The organism is Pseudomonas sp. 10B238, from assembly GCF_000970615.1.
Taxonomy (GTDB): Bacteria; Pseudomonadota; Gammaproteobacteria; order Pseudomonadales; family Pseudomonadaceae; genus Stutzerimonas.
The window spans coordinates 1-16,353 of the sequence record NZ_KQ033929.1 but is presented as its reverse complement, the minus strand read 5'-3'; the positions used below and the strand labels follow the sequence as shown (position 1 = coordinate 16,353).

Below are 16,353 nucleotides of genomic sequence, written 5' to 3'. Positions count from 1 at the left end.
GTGGTAGTACCAAAAATATCAGCTCAGCAACAGCGTAAAATTGAGATTATGTTAGCTAAGTGGGTAGGTAAGCTGACTTGGGACGCGCTGGTCGCTAAGGTAGAGCTTGAGCTTGGCATAAAAACAACTAGACAAACCCTATGCACTTATGTCGGTATCAATACATATTATAAGAATAAAAAAGCTCAACTTCGTGGCGCAACTCCTTCCCTGCTCACAAAGATAACTGCTTCTGAAGTAAAGCTTGTGGAGCAAATAGAGCACTTGAAGGCTGAGGTTGCGGTTCTCAAAAGAAATAATGCAGAGCAACTGCGTATGATTGAGAGGATGCTTTTGAACGCCAATGCCATTCCCAACCTTGATCTCTATGCCTTGATCAAGAAAAGACCTGAAGAGATACAAAATGGCTAATCATTCGTACACCTCCTCGACTATGCCGTATTGGGCACACGCTTGGTGTGCAATCCAAGGGGGCATCCAGGAGAGAAGACTTGCTTTCTCCCGGATATGACCATCACGCTTTAATTGCCCCTTCGCTGACTAGGCGAGCTGTTTGCGGGTCATACGCAAAACCGGTAATCGACCCATCTCGAATGCGCTCAACCGCCTCATCAATCACATGCAGCGGCACCAGAAACCACTCCCTAGGTTTGACCGGATGGCCGAAGCGGTCTTCGATGGTCAAGTCCAGCTGCGCCGCGCCGAACAGGCGGTGGAAGATGTTTTCCAGCCGGGTGCGGTTCAGGTTGTGCAGCTTGTAAGTAGCGACCACCTCCACATCAGCCAGCAGGTAGGTGGCGTCTTTGTCTGCGCCTGCGATGCGGGTTTCCACTCGGCCTCCGGTTACGCCGATCTTGTGGATCAGCTCGCGGTGCTCGGCCACGAAGGGGTGGTTAGACTGGCTGCGCAGCACATAGATAGTGCCGCTTTCTATGTCGTCCGGCTCGGCGATGTCGCTGAACAGTGGGCCTGAGTCGACCTTGATCAGCCGAGATCCGGCACGCCCCTCACTGTCCTTGTAAAGCGCCCGCTGTAGGGATCGTAGCAACAGATCACTTTCCGTCTCATTGGAGTAGATGACGCGCAAACGCCCGTTCGTCTCCGCATTCGGCGTTTTGTAGGTGTCCCCGACTTCGGCGACGTAGGCAATGAGCCCGCTCAGAATGAAGAAGTCTCCAGCCTCAATGCTGGCGTTCTTGCCAAAAGGCTTGGTCACCCAGCGCTTTTGCTTGAGGCCTACTTCCACTTCATCAAACAGCGGCTTGAAATTCTCGAAGTCTTTACAGGGGTTCCGAGCGGCCATCTCTTCAGCCGCTTTTATTGCCGCACTGGAACGCACATGCCTCAGTACCGTTATGTCGTCCTGCTCGACGGACTCACTACCGATGCCCAGCTCGGCGAGCAAGGCGTCCTCATCCAGGTCATCCACATTAGTCGTGGTGACCGCAGTACCTGACAGTAGGCCGTGAGTATCCAGACCGGCCAGTAGGGTTTGTGCCTCTGGCAGTTTGCGCAGTTGATCCAGGCGCACGGCATACAAGCGCTCAAAAATGTCGCGGTCTTCGCCATGCAGCGGAGCGCGGCCGTGGGTCTGATAGAAGCGCTGAATGTCCTCGAAACCAGCGATGATGCGCTCTTCGCGAGGAGTTCGAGTGGCTGTCTTGAGCGTGGGGACTTCTACCCCCAGCGCCTCCAGCAGGTCGTCATCGTTCATATCAGCCATTGGCGGATTCCCCCTGCGCCGCTTTGGCTTGGGCGCGGTAGCGTGCCAATGCTGCTACGCCTTCAGCCAAGCGTTTTTCCCAGGCATCGGCAGAGTTGATGTCGGGCAGGCGGCCGCGCTCGTTCTTGAACTGCAGGGCACGCTTGGCCAGCTCTCGCGCCTCATCTTCGGGGATGCTCACCTTCTTGGCGGCAATGCTGGCCTGAACCTGGCGCAGAGACTTTTCATCCATTGCCTTCGCCAGTACCGCATAGGCGGCATCGAAGGGGTTGATGCGGTCGATCAGGTCAATGTCCAGCTCGCGCACGTTAACGAATTTGCGCACGCCATCAAGCAGTGCTGTGCTGCCCTGCACGTTGTCGCTACCGTTTGCATCTGCCTGCGCCAGAGCCAACTTGGCCTGCTGGGTAATGTTCATGGCGGCGATGGCGTGCTGGCGGATGGCTTCCTGGTCGACGTCGCTCAAATCGGGGTACCGCTCGCGCACGATCTTGCCCATGCGCAGTTGAGTCAGCTCTTCCGGCAGGGTGTTCTCCTTATCGAACAGGCCGCGCTCCAGCACGGTTTTGTCCTGCAGGAAGCTGGTCACTACTTCGTTCAAGTCTTCTTTGCAGATGCGCGTGGCTTCTGTGCTTTGCGGCGTGGTCAGGCCGTTAATCTCGACATGGAACTGGCCCGTGGTTTCATTCACACCCAGGTTGGTGCCGCCCGGTTGATACCCCTCCGGGCCATAATTGAAGCCTTCTTTCGGCCCGGTATCTTTCGGGGTGAACTCATAGCGCGGGGCGAGCACCTGTTCCATCAGCAGGCTGGCAGAAATGGCCTTGAGCATATCGTTTACCGCTTCGGCTACAGCTGCTTGATCAGCCATTGGCTCTGCGATCAGGTTGGTGAAGCGTGAGCGCTCTTTACCTTCTGCATCGCGGGTGGCACGGCCAATGATCTGCACGATTTCGGTCAGGCTCGAACGGTAGCCGATGGTCAGCGCATGCTCGCACCAGATCCAGTCAAAGCCCTCCTTCGCCATGCCCAGAGCGATGATCACATCGACGTTGTCGCGGTTGTTTTTCTGCGCCGGGTCTTTCAATGCGCCGAGCACTTTGGAGCGTTTGCCTGGGTCGCTGTCATCCACCAGGTCGGCCACTTTCAGCGTGCGGCCGTCCTTGGCTTTGATCAGGTGAAAGCCGGTGGTCGGGTCTACACCCTGCCAATCGCCGAGCGCGCTCATGATCTCGTTGACCTCGCGCTCTTTGTCCTTGAGGCTCTCGCGGGCATTTACGTTTGGAATGTGGACGATGGTTTTCAGTGCCGGGTCCAGCACCTTGGCGACCGCATCCACGTACCGGCCGGTGTAGAAGAAGTAGCCAATATCCAGCGACTTGAGCCAGCGGTAGCCGTTGAGCTGCTCGTAGTAGGTGTAGGTGACTGTCTCAAATTTGTTCTCTTCCGACGGGGCCAGCACGGCCTCGCTGTCACCACGGAAGTAGGAGCCGGTCATGGCAACCAGATGCACCTTGTCGCGGTTGATAAACGCGCTCAGTTGGCTGCCCAGTTTGTTGTCCGGATTGGCGGAAACGTGGTGGAACTCGTCGATGGCAATCAGGCGGTTGTCGAAAGCGTCGATGCCTAACTCTTCCACGGCAAAGCGGAAGGTGGCATGGGTGCAGACCAGCACCTTGTCGCTGCTGGTCAGGAAGGCGCGCACTGCATCTACCTTGGACTTGGCCACACGCGGTTCATCGATGCCTGGTGCATTGCACAGGTTCCACTGGGGGGCTACTTGCCAGTCCCAGTAGAAGCCATGTTGGCTCAGCGATTCATCGGCAAAGCTGCCGCCAATGGAGCGCTCCGGCACTACGACGATAGCCTGTTGCAGTCCCTGGTTATGGAGCTTGTCCAGGGCGATAAACATCAGGGCGCGGGACTTACCTGATGCCGGTGGCGATTTAATCAGCAAATACTGTTCGCCGCGCTTGGTATAGGCGCGTTCCTGCATGGTACGCATGCCCAGCTCATTTGCCTTGCTGGATGCCCCAGTGTGCGCGGTAGCAATGGATACCGACGGCACCGTGTATCTGTTGGTCGGGTTGGTAGTGTTAGTCACTGTGATTCTTCCTCCATGAGAGTACCGTCGCCTGGGCATTGTGGATGCGGCCTTTGAGATCAGCTAACCACTCGCCGTAGCCTTCGGGGGGCGTGGTCAGGTTAGCAAGGGTATCGCTCATGCCTTTTCCCTCGTGGCTTTTTCGGCGCGGCCTTCGATGTATCTGCTGTCATCTTGGTGTAGAGGTCAAACAGCTTTTCCAGTCGTTCGGTATCGTTTCTAAAACGCCGACCGATGTAGATACGCTCCAGCACTTCATCGTTGCGCTCGTGGGCGCGGCGCAGGTTGGCCGGCATGGCGTCCGGGGCGTACAGATCGGCGATGGTGGCGGGGAAGTGGGCTTCGCGGGCCAGGAGAATGTCCTCGGCGCAGCGCGTCAGGTCCGCCTTGTTCTGCTCGGTGAGTAGCGGCACTGGGAAGGTGTTCCAGCCAAGAGTGTTCGAGTAGCGAAAGTCAGTTTTCATTTTTCCGCAGACAGTGCCGATCCAGACTAAGTGCAAGCGGGAAGCAATCAGGGCCATGTTCCAGAGCGGAGCATCGTAGAGGGCGAAGGCGAGATTGGAAACGATAGTCCCGGCAGGCGCATAACCGCAGGGCAGATACGCGCGAGTTTCGGAGGAGACGCTAGGGACAATGAGCGTTGAATGCTTGCCGAAGTACATTCTTTGGAATTGGTGTGGTCTTTCAGCGATGTCCCTTGCTGTCTTCCCACCGTTGAGTCGCATATTGCGCACATCACGAAGACGTTGAGCAATAGGATGGATCGTTTGTGCTTCAGCCAAGTGCTGATCTTCGATCCACAGACAGTAACGCTCCAGGCCGCGAATGAACTCAGCGGAGCCATAAATCCGGCGAATAAATCGGCCTTGCTGAGCAGGTGTGAGTTGCAGGGCGTCGCGTTCGTCCCGCGAGAGCAGCAAATGACCGCCATCTATTGGAGTATTTCCAAAAGTCATCTCACTCTGCGTACCCAGGGGCTGGCTAGTCTTATCCACAATGACACTATCACCTACCGCCAGATATGCATTGATATGCGCACATTGGCGTTCGATGGTCTGTCCCGAGTCGTCCAGAGAGAACAAGCGCCTCGGATTGCGTGGCTGCGTTGTGATGCCAATGATGACTACAGTCACACCTGCATTGTGGCTGGCAAGATTGGCCCAACGAAAGGATGTGTGGGCAAATTCGATTTGGCGGCCACTGGCAAATATCTCCGGCCACAGGATTGGAACTTGCAGACCCTGGCAAATGGAGTTGGTGGACACGAAAGCCGCAGCAGAGCGGGTTTTGGTGCCGTAATCAGCGGCCTTAATGAACCAGCCGGCAACATAATCGAGCGACTTCCAGTTCTGGATTCGCCTATCGAAAAGAGTCTGCAAGTCAGCCTTTTGTTCGTCCTTCTGATCCCGTGAGCCAAGATACGGCGGATTCCCGCAGATATACGTTTCCCCACCTTCGTTCTCGAAATCAATTTCTGTCTGATTGAGAGGCGTGCCAAATAAGTCATCGGCGAGCACTCTCACGCCTGTTCCCGTTGGCGGGCAGATGCTCAGCCAGTCCAGCCGCAGCGCATTGCCGCAAACGATCCAGTTCTGCGCATCCAGAGGCAGAAACTCCGCCAGCGCATCCTGCTGGCCGCGATACAGCACATCGCACTGAAATTCGGCAATGATTAGCGCCAGACGGGCAATCTCTGCCGGAAAGTCGCGCAGTTCGATGCCGCGAAAATTGGTCAGAGGGATTTCCGATTTATTGTTGGCCTCGCCTCGGCGGCGATTGATCTCGGCTTCAATCTCGCGCATCTGCTTGTAGGCGATAACCAGGAAGTTGCCGGACCCGCAGGCAGGGTCAAACACACGGATGCGCGCCATGCGCTTGCGCAGGTTCAGCAGCTTGGCTTTGTTGTCGCCCGCAGCGTCTAGTTGAGCACGCAGGTCATCCAGGAAGAGCGGGTTCAACACTTTCAGAATGTTGGGCACGCTGGTGTAGTGCATGCCGAGTGCGCCACGCTCTTCATCATCGGCTACGGCCTGGATCATGCTGCCGAAGATGTCTGGGTTGATTTTTTGCCAGTTGAGGTTGCCAGCGTGCAGCAGGTAGGTGCGCGCCATGCGCGTGAAGCGTGGCACTTCGGTACTGCCGGAGAACAAACCGCCATTCACATAAGGGAAGGTGTTGGCCCAACTGGGTAGGCGCGGCTGAGCGGTGGCGCGCTCGGCCAGCTTGATGTTCATGGCGCGGAAGATTTCCGACAGCACTTGGTGGGTGTTGGAGCCGTCGCGTTCGCTGAACTGCTCAACCGTCTTGGTAAACAGACCATCGCCAGTGAAGATGTCGGTGTCTTCGGCAAAGAAGCAGAAAATCAGCCGCGCCATAAAGTGGTTCATGTCATGGCGGCGTTCGGCTTTGGCCCAGTCTGGGTTTTCATTCAGCAGCTCGACGTACAGCTTGTTCAAGCGGCTCGTGGCGCGCACGTCGATGGGGTTGTCCTTGATCTCCTTGATGGTGGAGATGCCGGCCAGCGGCAGCAGGAAGCCGAAATGGTTGGGAAGGTCTGGATAGCCGCAGGTGATGGTTTCACCCGTGATCAGCTCCTCGGCCTCCAGCGTTTGTCCGTCGGTAGCGAGGATGAATTTGGCCTTGGCTTTTGCGGTGGCCGGGCTGGCACGCAATGCCTTGAGCGTATCGCCCACGCTGCCGGGCTCGCAGGTGGCGATATGAATGTTGTTGCGCAGTAGTACGCCGCGAGGTACGTCCGAGGCGTTGTTGTTGCCGGCGCGCAGCCGCTTGAGAGCGGTTTCCTTATTGCCGAATGCGGCCAGGAAGGTGAACGGAAACTCCACCGCGTCAAAGGGCTCAAAGGCCAGGTCCGAAATGGCGGACTCAATTTCTACTGCATTCATGGTTTACCACTATCCAGATCGCTGATGCGCGAATGCGGCGATTTTAGCCGCTAAATTTTTGGGTAATGGCTACCTCCCGGCCGGCACATGCTGCTCTGTCAGCCTGGCGTCAGCATCGGCAACTCAGCTCTGCTCAGAAGCGTTGACGCATGCCTAATGCCATCGGCAGCGACATCTGAGCGCCCTGAGCCAGTGACCGGGAAATCAACCACTACACGATGCCGGGGGATGATAAAGGAAGGCGCTTCTGTAATGCGAAAAAGCCGCAGACCAGGTTTTGATCTGAGAGCGAAATTTGGCCTGGATCTGGTCAGGCCTTCTTGAACACCGCTCTCGATCAGATGCGGAGCTACAGCTCTGACAACTGAGGCAGAAGGCAGGATGGATCGCAAGCGAGCTCGCTTGCAATGCGATAGAGCTTCTCGACGGTGATGTTTACTTCGCCACGCTCGATTCGCCCCATATAGCTACGGTCCATACTGCAGGCCAGCGCTAGAGCATCCTGAGAAATCCGACAGGCCTTTCTCTGCGTCCGGATGCGTTCCCCTAACGCCTTCGCCAACTTATCCATGACCGTCTCAATTCCACTTGAGGCGGCACTATCGTGTGTTTGCGGACGTACGAGCCACGGATTATAATCCGCATTTCCTCTGCGTTAACTCTTCTGGTGCCTCAATGAAATCGGCCTCGTTTACCTTCGACAGGCGTCTGTATGAGCTGCTTCAGGAGGAAGGGCGTTCAAGGTTCACGACGCGTGAACTGCGTGATGCCTATGCCAAGCGCCTGGATGGCATGACTTTCCGTATCGGTGATGTGCGCCGCTATGTGTATGAGCAGATCCGCCGAATGCTGCGCATGGGTTGGGTTGTGCTCGATGAAGAGCGCCGTTCGCGGGGACAGGTCTACCACCTGCTGCCGATTCCGGCACATCTGCAATTGGAGCTGATCGACAACGGGTTCGAGAACAGCCATAAGACTGCTTGTGAGCCAGAGCAGGAGCCGTCAGCGTTCGATAATTCGGCGGTGCCGCAACCATCAGTCGATGCGGATCAGCACCTGGAGGCGCTCCTCAAGGAAATCAGGCTGGACTTCCTCGCATCGATGGGCGAGGCGGAGCGATACAAGCTGCTCCTCGATGATATGCCGCATCTCCGGGATAAGGTCGAAGGCGAGTACCTGGAAGCTAGAGACCGAAGCTCGCGCCTGCTGGGCCATCTTCGCGCCATCGAGAAGACACTCAAGACGCTTGCCTCCGCACGATGACCACACTGCTGCGAAACTGGCAACGCCGCTGCATCGACGCGGCACTGGAGCACTTTACTGCCACGCCGCACTTCTTCTGCCAGGCAACGCCGGGTGCCGGTAAGACGCGTATGGCGGCAGAGCTGGCCAGCAGGCTGCTTGAGCAGGACCGGATCGATCTGGTGCTCTGCTTCGCACCATCCTGCCAAGTTGTCGAGGGCTTTCGCTCGTCCTTTGCTGCGGTGCTCGGCAGACGCTTGGACGGCCAACTCGGCGCAGTTGGGGCGGCGTTCACCTATCAAGCCATGGAATACCGAGATGAGACGTTCTGGCGACTCCTCGATGACTACCGTGTGTTCGTGGTTTTCGACGAAATCCACCACTGCGCCGGCCACGATGTACTTCTGAGTAACGCCTGGGGCCAACAGATTCTTCAGCGGATACAGGACAGGGCAGCCTTCACCTTGGCCCTCTCCGGCACCCCATGGCGTTCGGACGACCGGGCCATTGCCCTGGCCCGCTACTCGACGCCCGAGGGGTACCTGATCTGCGACTACCGCTACGGATTGAAAGAGGCCATTGCTGATGGTGTGTGCCGTTCCCCTCGCATTGTCCTGCTCGACAACCAGAAGGTGATACTTACCGAGGAGCTGGACACGGAGAGCACTGTCAGGATGTTTCCCAGCATTGCCAAACTATTGGGGGAGTCCCCTGTCACCTACGAAGAGCTGTTGCGCCATGACGAGGTGATTGACCAGTTACTCGGTCTCGGGTGCAGCAAGCTGGATGAGCTTCGCCTGATCAAGCCTGATGCGGCAGGCTTAGTGGTTGCCACCGACATCGAGCACGCCCAGCAAATTGCCTTGGCCCTGGAAACCCTGGGTGAAGGTTGCCGCATCGTGACCAACAAAACCCCGGCTGCGCAGCAGGTTATCAATGCGTTCAGACACAGCGCCTGCCGTTGGATTATCGCAGTTGGAATGATCAGCGAAGGCACGGACATTCCTCGACTCCAGGTGTGCTGCTACCTCAGTCGCATCCGCACTGAGCTGCATTACCGACAAGTGCTTGGGCGAGTGCTTCGGCGCACAGGCGAGCCCGATAATCAGGCGTGGCTATTCATGTTAGCGGAGCCGACACTGCAGTGCTTGGCAGAGAGAATTGCAGATGATCTACCGGATGACCTGGCAGTGCTGAACGAGGTAGAGATGCCAGCCTCCACTTCAGGTTCAATATCTGGCTGGATTGGGGCTGCTGGTAATATCGATGTCCTGGATGACAGTAATGGAAGTGGCATTGCGCAGGTAATTGGGGCAGGTGCTACATGCGCCTTATCCCTGGGGGGCTCTGCCGCTGAGCCAAACCATCTGGTCAGCTTTTCCAAGCACTACCGGCAACAGTTGCTGGCTTGCTTTTGATGCTTGTATGGAGGACTGAATTCAAGCGTCGGCAGACGTGGTTGACTGAATCAGGAGATAGCCGCATTGACCCTTCCTCACGAAAGAACCCGCAGCGTCATCAAGACCGAAGAGTTCCTGCGAGAGCTCGCCCGTAACACTGAGCTGCCTCAGGATATCCGCAGCTATGCGAAAAGCCTGCTCAGGCACTACCCGTCGGCCGACCAGATCCTCTCGTTGGGGCGCCTTGAAGAGTGCCTGGTGAGCGATGCACCAGATGATGAATATCGACGGCGGGTGATCGCTTTTCATCAGCCGCTGTTCAGCTCGTCATTGGACTTCACGCGATAGAAATGAGAGCCGCAATGTCCAGCACTGATTTTGCTCTGTCGGTATCCACCCGCATTGCGCAACGGATTAAGCGCTTACCCAAAGGGCAACCCTTCTGCATCGGCCGCTTTGCGGAGCTTGGAGCGCGTGGCGCCATATCCAAGGCACTAGCTCGGCTGGTCAGCCAAGGCGAACTTGAACGGGTGCATCGAGGAATTTACATGCGCCCGAAATCCAGTCGATACGTTGCACGGGTCCGCCCAAATGTATGGGAAGTAGTGAGCTTGATCGCTAGGCAGAACCGCCATGTTCTACAGATTCATGGCGCTCATGCGGTCAGGTTGTTTGGACTGAGCACCCAGATGCCGCTCATTCCGATCTATTACACCAGCGGACCCAGCCGATCATTTTTTATAGGTAAGGGTGAGGTCCGGTTGGTACATGCGGCACCAATGGTCATGCAGCGTGCCGGGACCGAGGTAGGGACGGCTATCAGCGCACTATTTTATCTCGGTAAAGACGGCTCGACCCCGGAATGCATTGCCGCGATCAAGAAGGTGCTCAGGCCAGAAGACCTAACCACATTAATGGCCTGCAAAATGCCGAAATGGATGCGCATGGCGTTGGAGTAGTCAGCGCGCATACACACCGTCAACACGCTTGCTCCTTAACGCTCTGTCAGGCAGATTTCCGTTGCTGGCCGAGTCCGACCAAGCGACATCGGCGGCATCCCTTCACCCCTTGACCAAACGGAGATGGGCACCTGATTTCCCACCAGAGTCGGATGGGTTAGCGCTCTGCCCCTTCAACACGTTCAACATCAATCCGAACGTCAATTCATTGATCTCCTCAGGACTGATTGCCAGTTCTCCCGCGACGCCAGCTTTCCCAACCCCATCTGCACGTAACGCGGCGAAAATCTTCTCCAGGATCACTGACCGCTCATGAGCAATAGATTCCGGCTCTTCGGTGCGATAGCCCTCTTGAGCAATCTGAATACACAGCGTTCGGTAAGCCCACTCCGTGGAAAGCCCCAGGCTATGAAGCCGGTAATTTAAGGCTGCCACAGAAACGGACCAGAGCTTCTTGTATTTGATTAGGCTTTTGATAGTGATCGAACGTGGAGCCATCGCTAGAACGCTTGCACGTGGCATTAGAAAAGCCGACGCAAAGGCATTCGCCTCACGCTCTAAATCAGGTCCTTGTGGGTGGGCATGCTGGTGCATAACCAAATGTCCTAATTCATGAGCTGCGTCAAAGCGGCAACGCTCGGCCGACTTAAAGGTATTCAAGAACATAAAGGGGCGGCCGCCACTCCACATCGAGAACGCGTCGACCTCCTTTGCATCAATTGCAAGTGAGTAGACACGAACGCCTTTCGACTCAAGAAGCGCAATCATGTTCTTAACCGGCTGCTCACCTAAACCCCAGTGTGCCCTCAGCATCTCCGCAGCGGCCTCTGGCGCTTGGGCACTGCGTGATAGTGCCAGCTTATCGAGCGCCTCAAAATTCGTCAGTGCAGCGCGTTCGGACCCCAGGTCCGGAAGATCTGGCTCTGGCAAATCGAAACGTTGCTCGATCCAGTCATTCAGCAGGAGCGCAATTGCGCCTGCACCGAGAGCTGAATCCCTAAGGCCAGCAGTCATCTTTGAGAGCGACCGGAAACTGGCAACATCCGGCGTTGGCACCTCAGGATCATCACCAAAGAAAAACGCTTCGGGGAACCGAAGCGTTTTAGCGATTTTTGCAAGGGTTCCAGGCTCAGGCTCCTGCGTGCCACTCTCGTAGCCGGAGACTGATCGCTCCGTTACTCCTATATGAGTGGCAAGCTCACGCTTTTTCATACCTCGCCGGCGACGGGCGAGCGCAAATCGTTGTGGATTAAACATGATCTATCACGAGCTTTTACGGCGAATTTCGATGTCGATATCCGGACCGCCTGGGGAGGTAACCTCAAAGAAATCATCATCAAGAGCAAGGGTGCCAAGCATGATGCGTTCAGACCAGAAATTGATCTTGCCGCCTTTACCCATTCCCGATGGACGTGAGAGCTCGATGCGGATTTCCTTCTTCACCGTGTCGGTGTGGTGGAGCAGGATCCAGGTCTCATGAGGGCCTGATTCAGGCAGCTCCTCCGGATCGGGCAGCAAGTCATCAAACATGTCGAACTGGCAGTTCCGCTCAACAGCATCAACTGTATTTTTACCCTTCCTGGATCGGCTGCTCGGCATCCCCAGCAGATTTCCAACATAGCTATCTCCCGATGCGACAGCAATCGCGAGATTGAGCGCCGAGTGAACGGTAAGAGGGTAGTTCGACTGTTCATGCGCGACCCACCCTAGTGGGCGCAGCTGATCGCGCACCGCTCCTACCAACCAGCCCCACATTTCAAGGCCGGGAAAAATGCTGGGATGGTTAGGAGTCAGGCGAACCCGCTGTAGGTGAGCTTGATTGATAGCCTCACGCAGTGGCTCGCGCTCCAGACTCAACTGTTCAAGACGGGCGGCGATTTCATCCTGATCACTGAATACCTGGCAAGCCTGCATCTGAGGACTCCTAACACAACGGTGACTTCCGGTTATTCTTCCTCAAATGAGGTAAAAAAACAAGAAGCACACGTCGCGGAGGGAGACCGAGAGGACGTTGCAGCATGCGTGTTGCCGCCTGTGCATTTTCCACCCACATGCCGGAATTTCATTGACCCAGTTTCGAGCACCAAGCGAGTTGTAGAATTTCGCTTTCAGACTGCTGGGTTAGGGCAGAATAGCGTCGGCACCTGGGTTAAAAATGCACTGGCGATAACATTTGATGTTTGCGGCAGTACCGCCTCCCGTTCCGGATTGGCACAGTAATAGACTTGATTCAAATTCGGAGGAAGCATGGGTATTTCGTATTACCTCGCATGTTTGGAGACCCGGCAATATGTCTGGGTTGGCAGGCTTGACCCACAGGGGGAGGTGCCGGCGGTGGACGTCGAAGGCTCCATCGCCATGTTCGCGCTGGAGAATCGGAACAAACCGTTGATCGTCGTTAGTGAAAGCCATCCGATCCTCGAAGAGGGAATGGAGTGGTCGCCGCCCGCAACGCAAGAAACGTGCAGCGGACAACCATGACGAACCACCGCCAACCGCATCTGTCGAAGACCTGCCATATCCACCGCCGTCATGGCACACCAGACCATGCTTGAGCTAACGCAGCGGGGCTGGAAAACTGGCAAAAGGCGCTCCGTTGCGCAGTGCCCTCGGTTACTCTTTTTAATACGAAGATGAGGTCTGCCCGGTGACAGAGAGCCATAAAGACACCATTTGCGATGTATGCGCTACCAGTACGAGGGTGCCGGGGTACGGCGAGCAGTTCGGGACGCTTCAGGCGCTCTGGGGCTATGGCGCAGGGCATGATGGCGAACGCTATCGAGTCAATCTATGCGAAAGCTGCTTTTTCGCGGCACTAGCGTTTTTGAAGCAGGAGCGCCGCACGCAGAATCTGTTCAGCGATGAGCAGCCCTGCGAGGAGCGCCCATTCGGACTAGTCGCCCGCGATGACTACTTTGGTGATTCGTAGCCATATCGCAGAGATGAGGTTATTGGCTCGCCAGCATCGAACTCAGGCCATGTCTGCACGACTTCTCGGTACAATGGCGTCACCGGCAATCGCTCTAGGGATCTCGCTTGACTGACGCAAAACTCACTGAAGTCGAGATGCGGCGCGCGCTTGGCCTAGACCTCGCGCCTTCGAAATCGAAGCAGCCCATACCCAAACAGCACTCTACCGTCACACTCGTTGAATTGAGCGTGCGTAAGAACGGTGGTTCGCCATTCCGCTTCGAGCACCGCTCCCGTTCCATCAGTACTCTCGCTGCCCAACTCGAGGCCGAGAAAGCAGCACGGGAGAAAGGGTATGAGGTCTGGGTCGTGTTGGATATCAGGCAGGTTTCATCATAGAGCCGCAACAGCCGTCAGTCAGTCCACGCCTCGCTGATTGCTCTGGGGCAGTGAACGCTTGAGTCAACTAGATCGAGTCAGTTCGCACTCGGGCAGCTCTTGGCCGGCACCTGTCTCTTCCAGGGTAAGCCGCCTCAAGCCCTTACGTTACCGTCCATAACTGATCAATCCGCGTCGTATAGCTCGGGCTCATCATCTCCCGACGCATGCCCCAGTCCGGTTTCGCCGGCACCCCTGCAGGTCGCATCGTTCCACGCCCCCATCGTGCATTGATCGCATCCATCACCCCCATCACCCGCTCGGCAGCCATCGGCGGTGTCGCGACGAACAGGTCATCAGTGAACTCGCCACGCTGGCGCAGATCGAGCAACAGGATCTCCGCCTTACTGAATGCAAAGCCGGCCCGGAAGATCAGTTCCAGCCCCGCGGAGGCGGCTTTGGTTATCAGTCGGGTATCGTCGGTCGGATAGGGCAACTCACAGATAATGCCCTTGGTGAACTTCGGCTCGTCCGGGTTGAACATGCCAGTACGAATGCTGATCCGTACCTTCTTGCACAGGGAGTGCTGCGCGCGCAGCTTTTCACAAGCCCGAGCGGTGTAGGAGGCGACCGCTTCGCGGATCGGCGGCAGTTCATGTAAACGCTTGCCGAACATCCGGCTGCAGCAGATCTCTTGCTTCGGCGGTACTTGCTCCTCGAGCGCCAGGCAGGATGTGCCACGCAGCTCACGGGCCGTCTTCTCCACCACTACCGAGAACTTGCTGCGCAGTGTCCAGGCGTCAGCCTGGGCAAGATCCCAGGCAGTACGAATGTTCATGTCGGCCAGGTGGGCGGTCATCTGCCGGCCGATGCCCCAGACCTCGCTGACATCCATCACCTGCAGGAGCCTGTTGCGCTTTTCGGGCTTTCGGATGTCCACGACCCCACCGGTCTGCCGTTGCCATAGCTTCGCCGCACGATTGGCCAGCTTGGCCAAGGTCTTGGTCTGGGCAATGCCCACCCCCACCGGGATGCCAGTGCAGCGCAGCACCCGTGCACGCATCTCCCGCCCCAACCTCTCCAAACTGCCAGGCATACCGGTCAGGTCGGCGAACGCTTCATCAATGCTGTACACCTCAAGCACCGGAGCCATCCCCTCGAGAATGGTCATCACCCGCTGACTCATGTCGCCATAAAGCGCGTAGTTGCTGGAGAACGCAAAAATGCCGTGCTGCCGAAGCTTTTGCCTGATCTGAAAATACGGCTCACCCATCTTGATGCCCAGCGCCTTGGCCTCGGCCGAGCGGGCGATCACGCAGCCGTCGTTGTTCGACAGCACGACGATAGGCGTACGCAGCAGGTCCGGGCGAAACACCCGCTCGCAACTGGCGTAGAACGAGTTGCAGTCGATCAGGGCAATTGCCGACTCAGCCTGGGGCATGGCAGCGCACGCTGTGGGTGACCACGCCCCAGATCAGTAGCTCATCCCCCTCGAGTACGTAGCGCGGCGCGTAGGCCTGGTTCTCCGCCCGCAGAACGATCTGTTCGCCTTCCTTGGCCAAACGCTTCACCAAGGCATCGCCGTTGAGCGCAGCGATGACAATCAGGCCAGGCCGCCCCTCCATCGCCCGATTCACGATAGCCAGGTCGCCATCAAACATCCCTGCGTTGATCATGCTGTCGCCGCTGATGCGCACCAGATACATATGCGGCGCGCGGAGGTCGAGAAGCTCGTCGAGGGATATCTCGGCTTCGATGTGATCCTGCGCCGGCGAGGGAAACCCGGCCGGGACGCGGAAGGAATACAAAGGCAGGCACACGGAGCTGCTGCTCAGTGGCCCAAGGATCGTGCAGGACATAGTGCACCCGCAATAATGCTGTATTTATATACAGTATAAAACAAACCAACCCACCTACAATCAGAATGAGAAAGGCGATGACGAGCGGACGGTCATGTGCGGACGATTTGCGCAGTATCAGGGGATGGCGGATTACCTGCGGGAGCTGAACAGCGAGCAGGAGGTGATCGGCGGCTACGACAACCTGCCGATCGAGCGCTATAACGTGGCACCACAGACCAACGTGCAACTGCTGCACGCGGAGGGAGGGGGCCTGACGATCGCCGCGGTGAGATGGGGGTGGGCACCGCACTGGGCGATGAAGGGAAAGATGCCAGCACCGATCAACGCCCGCGCCGAGACGGTGGCGAGCGGCAAGTTCTTCAAGCAGATATGGCCGTACCGCGCGCTGGTCGCAGCTGACGGCTGGTATGAATGGGTGAAGGACGAGACCGATCCGAAGCACAAGCAACCCTACTTCATCCGCCTGCGCAGCGGCGAGCCGATGTTCTTCGCCGCCATCGGCCAGCTCCCCCACGCCGGCAGCGAGATTCGCGAAGACGATGGGTTCGTGATCATCACCGCCGACGCCCAAGGTGGCATGTTGGATATCCATGATCGCCGGCCAGTGGTACTACCAGCGGACTTGGCCCGAGAGTGGATAGACCCAAACACAACTTCGCAGCGTGCCGAGCAGATAGTGCAGGAACTGGGCCTGCAGTCCGAGGCATTCGAGTGGTACCAGGTCAGCAAGGCGGTGGGTAACGTGAAAAACACCGGGGCAGCGCTAATTGGCCCCACCCGACAGGCTCTGATCGACCGGAGGCGAGATGCGCCAGTCAGCTGCGACTGGCGGGAAGCGGCCGATTCTGTTGAAAAAGTAGCGGCCTCCCCAT

Annotated in this window: 15 protein-coding genes and 1 pseudogene; 8 read left to right on the top strand and 8 right to left on the bottom strand. The window is 57.1% G+C overall.

What is annotated here, in order from left to right:
• Positions 1-411, top strand: coding sequence for a hypothetical protein (locus tag RT21_RS22985; RefSeq protein WP_052649197.1), 411 nt, complete (start codon positions 1-3; stop codon positions 409-411).
• 103 nt (positions 412-514) lie between these two features.
• Here RT21_RS22985 and RT21_RS04790 read toward each other — a convergent pair whose 3' ends face one another.
• From RT21_RS04790 to RT21_RS04775, 4 genes are all read right to left on the bottom strand, one after another.
• The gene (locus RT21_RS04790) at positions 515-1,723 is read right to left on the bottom strand and encodes a GIY-YIG nuclease family protein (protein WP_023082699.1); all 1,209 of its coding nucleotides are present in this window, start codon (positions 1,721-1,723) and stop codon (positions 515-517) included.
• Positions 1,716-3,866, bottom strand: coding sequence for a hypothetical protein (locus tag RT21_RS04785; RefSeq protein WP_063880481.1), 2,151 nt, complete (start codon positions 3,864-3,866; stop codon positions 1,716-1,718). The genes RT21_RS04790 and RT21_RS04785 overlap by 8 nt, the downstream gene beginning before the upstream one ends.
• Positions 3,867-3,928: 62 nt before the next feature.
• The gene (locus tag RT21_RS04780; RefSeq protein WP_045428537.1) at positions 3,929-6,730 is read right to left on the bottom strand and encodes a class I SAM-dependent DNA methyltransferase; all 2,802 of its coding nucleotides are present in this window, start codon (positions 6,728-6,730) and stop codon (positions 3,929-3,931) included.
• Between the two features lie 349 nt (positions 6,731-7,079).
• The gene (locus tag RT21_RS04775; protein ID WP_041106964.1) at positions 7,080-7,301 is read right to left on the bottom strand and encodes a helix-turn-helix domain-containing protein; all 222 of its coding nucleotides are present in this window, start codon (positions 7,299-7,301) and stop codon (positions 7,080-7,082) included.
• 104 nt (positions 7,302-7,405) lie between these two features.
• Between RT21_RS04775 and RT21_RS04770 the strand changes: the two genes are divergently transcribed.
• The 4 genes from RT21_RS04770 to RT21_RS04755 all read left to right on the top strand — a co-directional run bounded on the left by RT21_RS04770 (position 7,406) and on the right by RT21_RS04755 (position 10,331).
• The gene (locus RT21_RS04770) at positions 7,406-7,993 is read left to right on the top strand and encodes a hypothetical protein (RefSeq protein WP_041106962.1); all 588 of its coding nucleotides are present in this window, start codon (positions 7,406-7,408) and stop codon (positions 7,991-7,993) included.
• Positions 7,990-9,390 (top strand): DEAD/DEAH box helicase, encoded by a 1,401-nt coding sequence (locus RT21_RS04765; protein ID WP_023083090.1) that lies wholly within the window; start codon positions 7,990-7,992, stop codon positions 9,388-9,390. Before RT21_RS04770 ends, RT21_RS04765 begins: the two co-directional genes overlap by 4 nt.
• A gap of 66 nt (positions 9,391-9,456) precedes the next feature.
• Entirely contained in the window at positions 9,457-9,720 is a 264-nt protein-coding gene (locus RT21_RS04760) for a BPSL0761 family protein (protein ID WP_023083089.1), read from the top strand.
• 14 nt (positions 9,721-9,734) lie between these two features.
• Positions 9,735-10,331: a DUF6088 family protein gene (locus RT21_RS04755; protein ID WP_041106958.1), complete on the top strand. Its 597-nt coding sequence runs from the start codon at positions 9,735-9,737 to the stop codon at positions 10,329-10,331.
• A gap of 102 nt (positions 10,332-10,433) precedes the next feature.
• On the opposite strand, the gene RT21_RS04750 is transcribed toward RT21_RS04755, so the two are convergent.
• Both RT21_RS04750 and RT21_RS04745 read right to left on the bottom strand, forming a co-directional pair.
• Positions 10,434-11,588, bottom strand: coding sequence for a helix-turn-helix domain-containing protein (locus RT21_RS04750; RefSeq protein ID WP_031653271.1), 1,155 nt, complete (start codon positions 11,586-11,588; stop codon positions 10,434-10,436).
• A 6-nt stretch (positions 11,589-11,594) separates the two neighbouring features.
• Complete coding sequence (locus tag RT21_RS04745; protein WP_045428535.1) at positions 11,595-12,245, bottom strand: hypothetical protein; 651 nt, start codon at positions 12,243-12,245, stop codon at positions 11,595-11,597.
• 333 nt (positions 12,246-12,578) lie between these two features.
• Here RT21_RS04745 and RT21_RS04740 point away from each other — a divergent pair, with 333 nt between their 5' ends.
• Both RT21_RS04740 and RT21_RS24045 read left to right on the top strand, forming a co-directional pair.
• Positions 12,579-12,812 carry a hypothetical protein gene (locus tag RT21_RS04740; protein WP_031653269.1) on the top strand — a complete coding sequence of 78 codons (234 nt, stop codon included), beginning with the start codon at positions 12,579-12,581 and terminating at the stop codon, positions 12,810-12,812.
• A gap of 166 nt (positions 12,813-12,978) precedes the next feature.
• Complete coding sequence (locus tag RT21_RS24045; RefSeq protein WP_041106953.1) at positions 12,979-13,260, top strand: hypothetical protein; 282 nt, start codon at positions 12,979-12,981, stop codon at positions 13,258-13,260.
• Between the two features lie 522 nt (positions 13,261-13,782).
• Here RT21_RS24045 and RT21_RS04725 read toward each other — a convergent pair.
• The gene (locus tag RT21_RS04725; protein ID WP_045428530.1) at positions 13,783-15,060 is read right to left on the bottom strand and encodes a Y-family DNA polymerase; all 1,278 of its coding nucleotides are present in this window, start codon (positions 15,058-15,060) and stop codon (positions 13,783-13,785) included.
• Entirely contained in the window at positions 15,047-15,478 is a 432-nt protein-coding gene (locus RT21_RS04720) for a LexA family protein (protein ID WP_023082840.1), read from the bottom strand. The genes RT21_RS04725 and RT21_RS04720 overlap by 14 nt, the downstream gene beginning before the upstream one ends.
• 94 nt (positions 15,479-15,572) lie before the next feature.
• Between RT21_RS04720 and RT21_RS04715 the strand changes: the two are divergent.
• Positions 15,573-16,256, top strand: a pseudogene (locus RT21_RS04715) (SOS response-associated peptidase family protein); the annotation flags it as partial.
• Between the last annotated feature and the right edge of the window lie 97 nt (positions 16,257-16,353).

Bases quoted from the DNA above. Each gene is read 5' to 3' on its own strand.
- RT21_RS04790 (WP_023082699.1), bottom strand. From the start codon at position 1,723: ATGGCTGATATGAACGATGACGACCTGCTGGAGGCGCTGGGGGTAGAA.
- RT21_RS04745 (WP_045428535.1), bottom strand. From the start codon at position 12,245: ATGCAGGCTTGCCAGGTATTCAGTGATCAGGATGAAATCGCCGCCCGT.
- RT21_RS04755 (WP_041106958.1), top strand. From the start codon at position 9,735: ATGTCCAGCACTGATTTTGCTCTGTCGGTATCCACCCGCATTGCGCAA.
- RT21_RS04740 (WP_031653269.1), top strand. From the start codon at position 12,579: ATGGGTATTTCGTATTACCTCGCATGTTTGGAGACCCGGCAATATGTC.
- RT21_RS04765 (WP_023083090.1), top strand. From the start codon at position 7,990: ATGACCACACTGCTGCGAAACTGGCAACGCCGCTGCATCGACGCGGCA.
- RT21_RS04770 (WP_041106962.1), top strand. From the start codon at position 7,406: ATGAAATCGGCCTCGTTTACCTTCGACAGGCGTCTGTATGAGCTGCTT.
- RT21_RS04750 (WP_031653271.1), bottom strand. From the start codon at position 11,588: ATGTTTAATCCACAACGATTTGCGCTCGCCCGTCGCCGGCGAGGTATG.
- RT21_RS04720 (WP_023082840.1), bottom strand. From the start codon at position 15,478: ATGTCCTGCACGATCCTTGGGCCACTGAGCAGCAGCTCCGTGTGCCTG.
- RT21_RS04775 (WP_041106964.1), bottom strand. From the start codon at position 7,301: ATGGATAAGTTGGCGAAGGCGTTAGGGGAACGCATCCGGACGCAGAGA.
- RT21_RS04725 (WP_045428530.1), bottom strand. From the start codon at position 15,060: ATGCCCCAGGCTGAGTCGGCAATTGCCCTGATCGACTGCAACTCGTTC.
- RT21_RS04780 (WP_045428537.1), bottom strand. From the start codon at position 6,730: ATGAATGCAGTAGAAATTGAGTCCGCCATTTCGGACCTGGCCTTTGAG.
- RT21_RS04785 (WP_063880481.1), bottom strand. From the start codon at position 3,866: ATGCCCAGGCGACGGTACTCTCATGGAGGAAGAATCACAGTGACTAAC.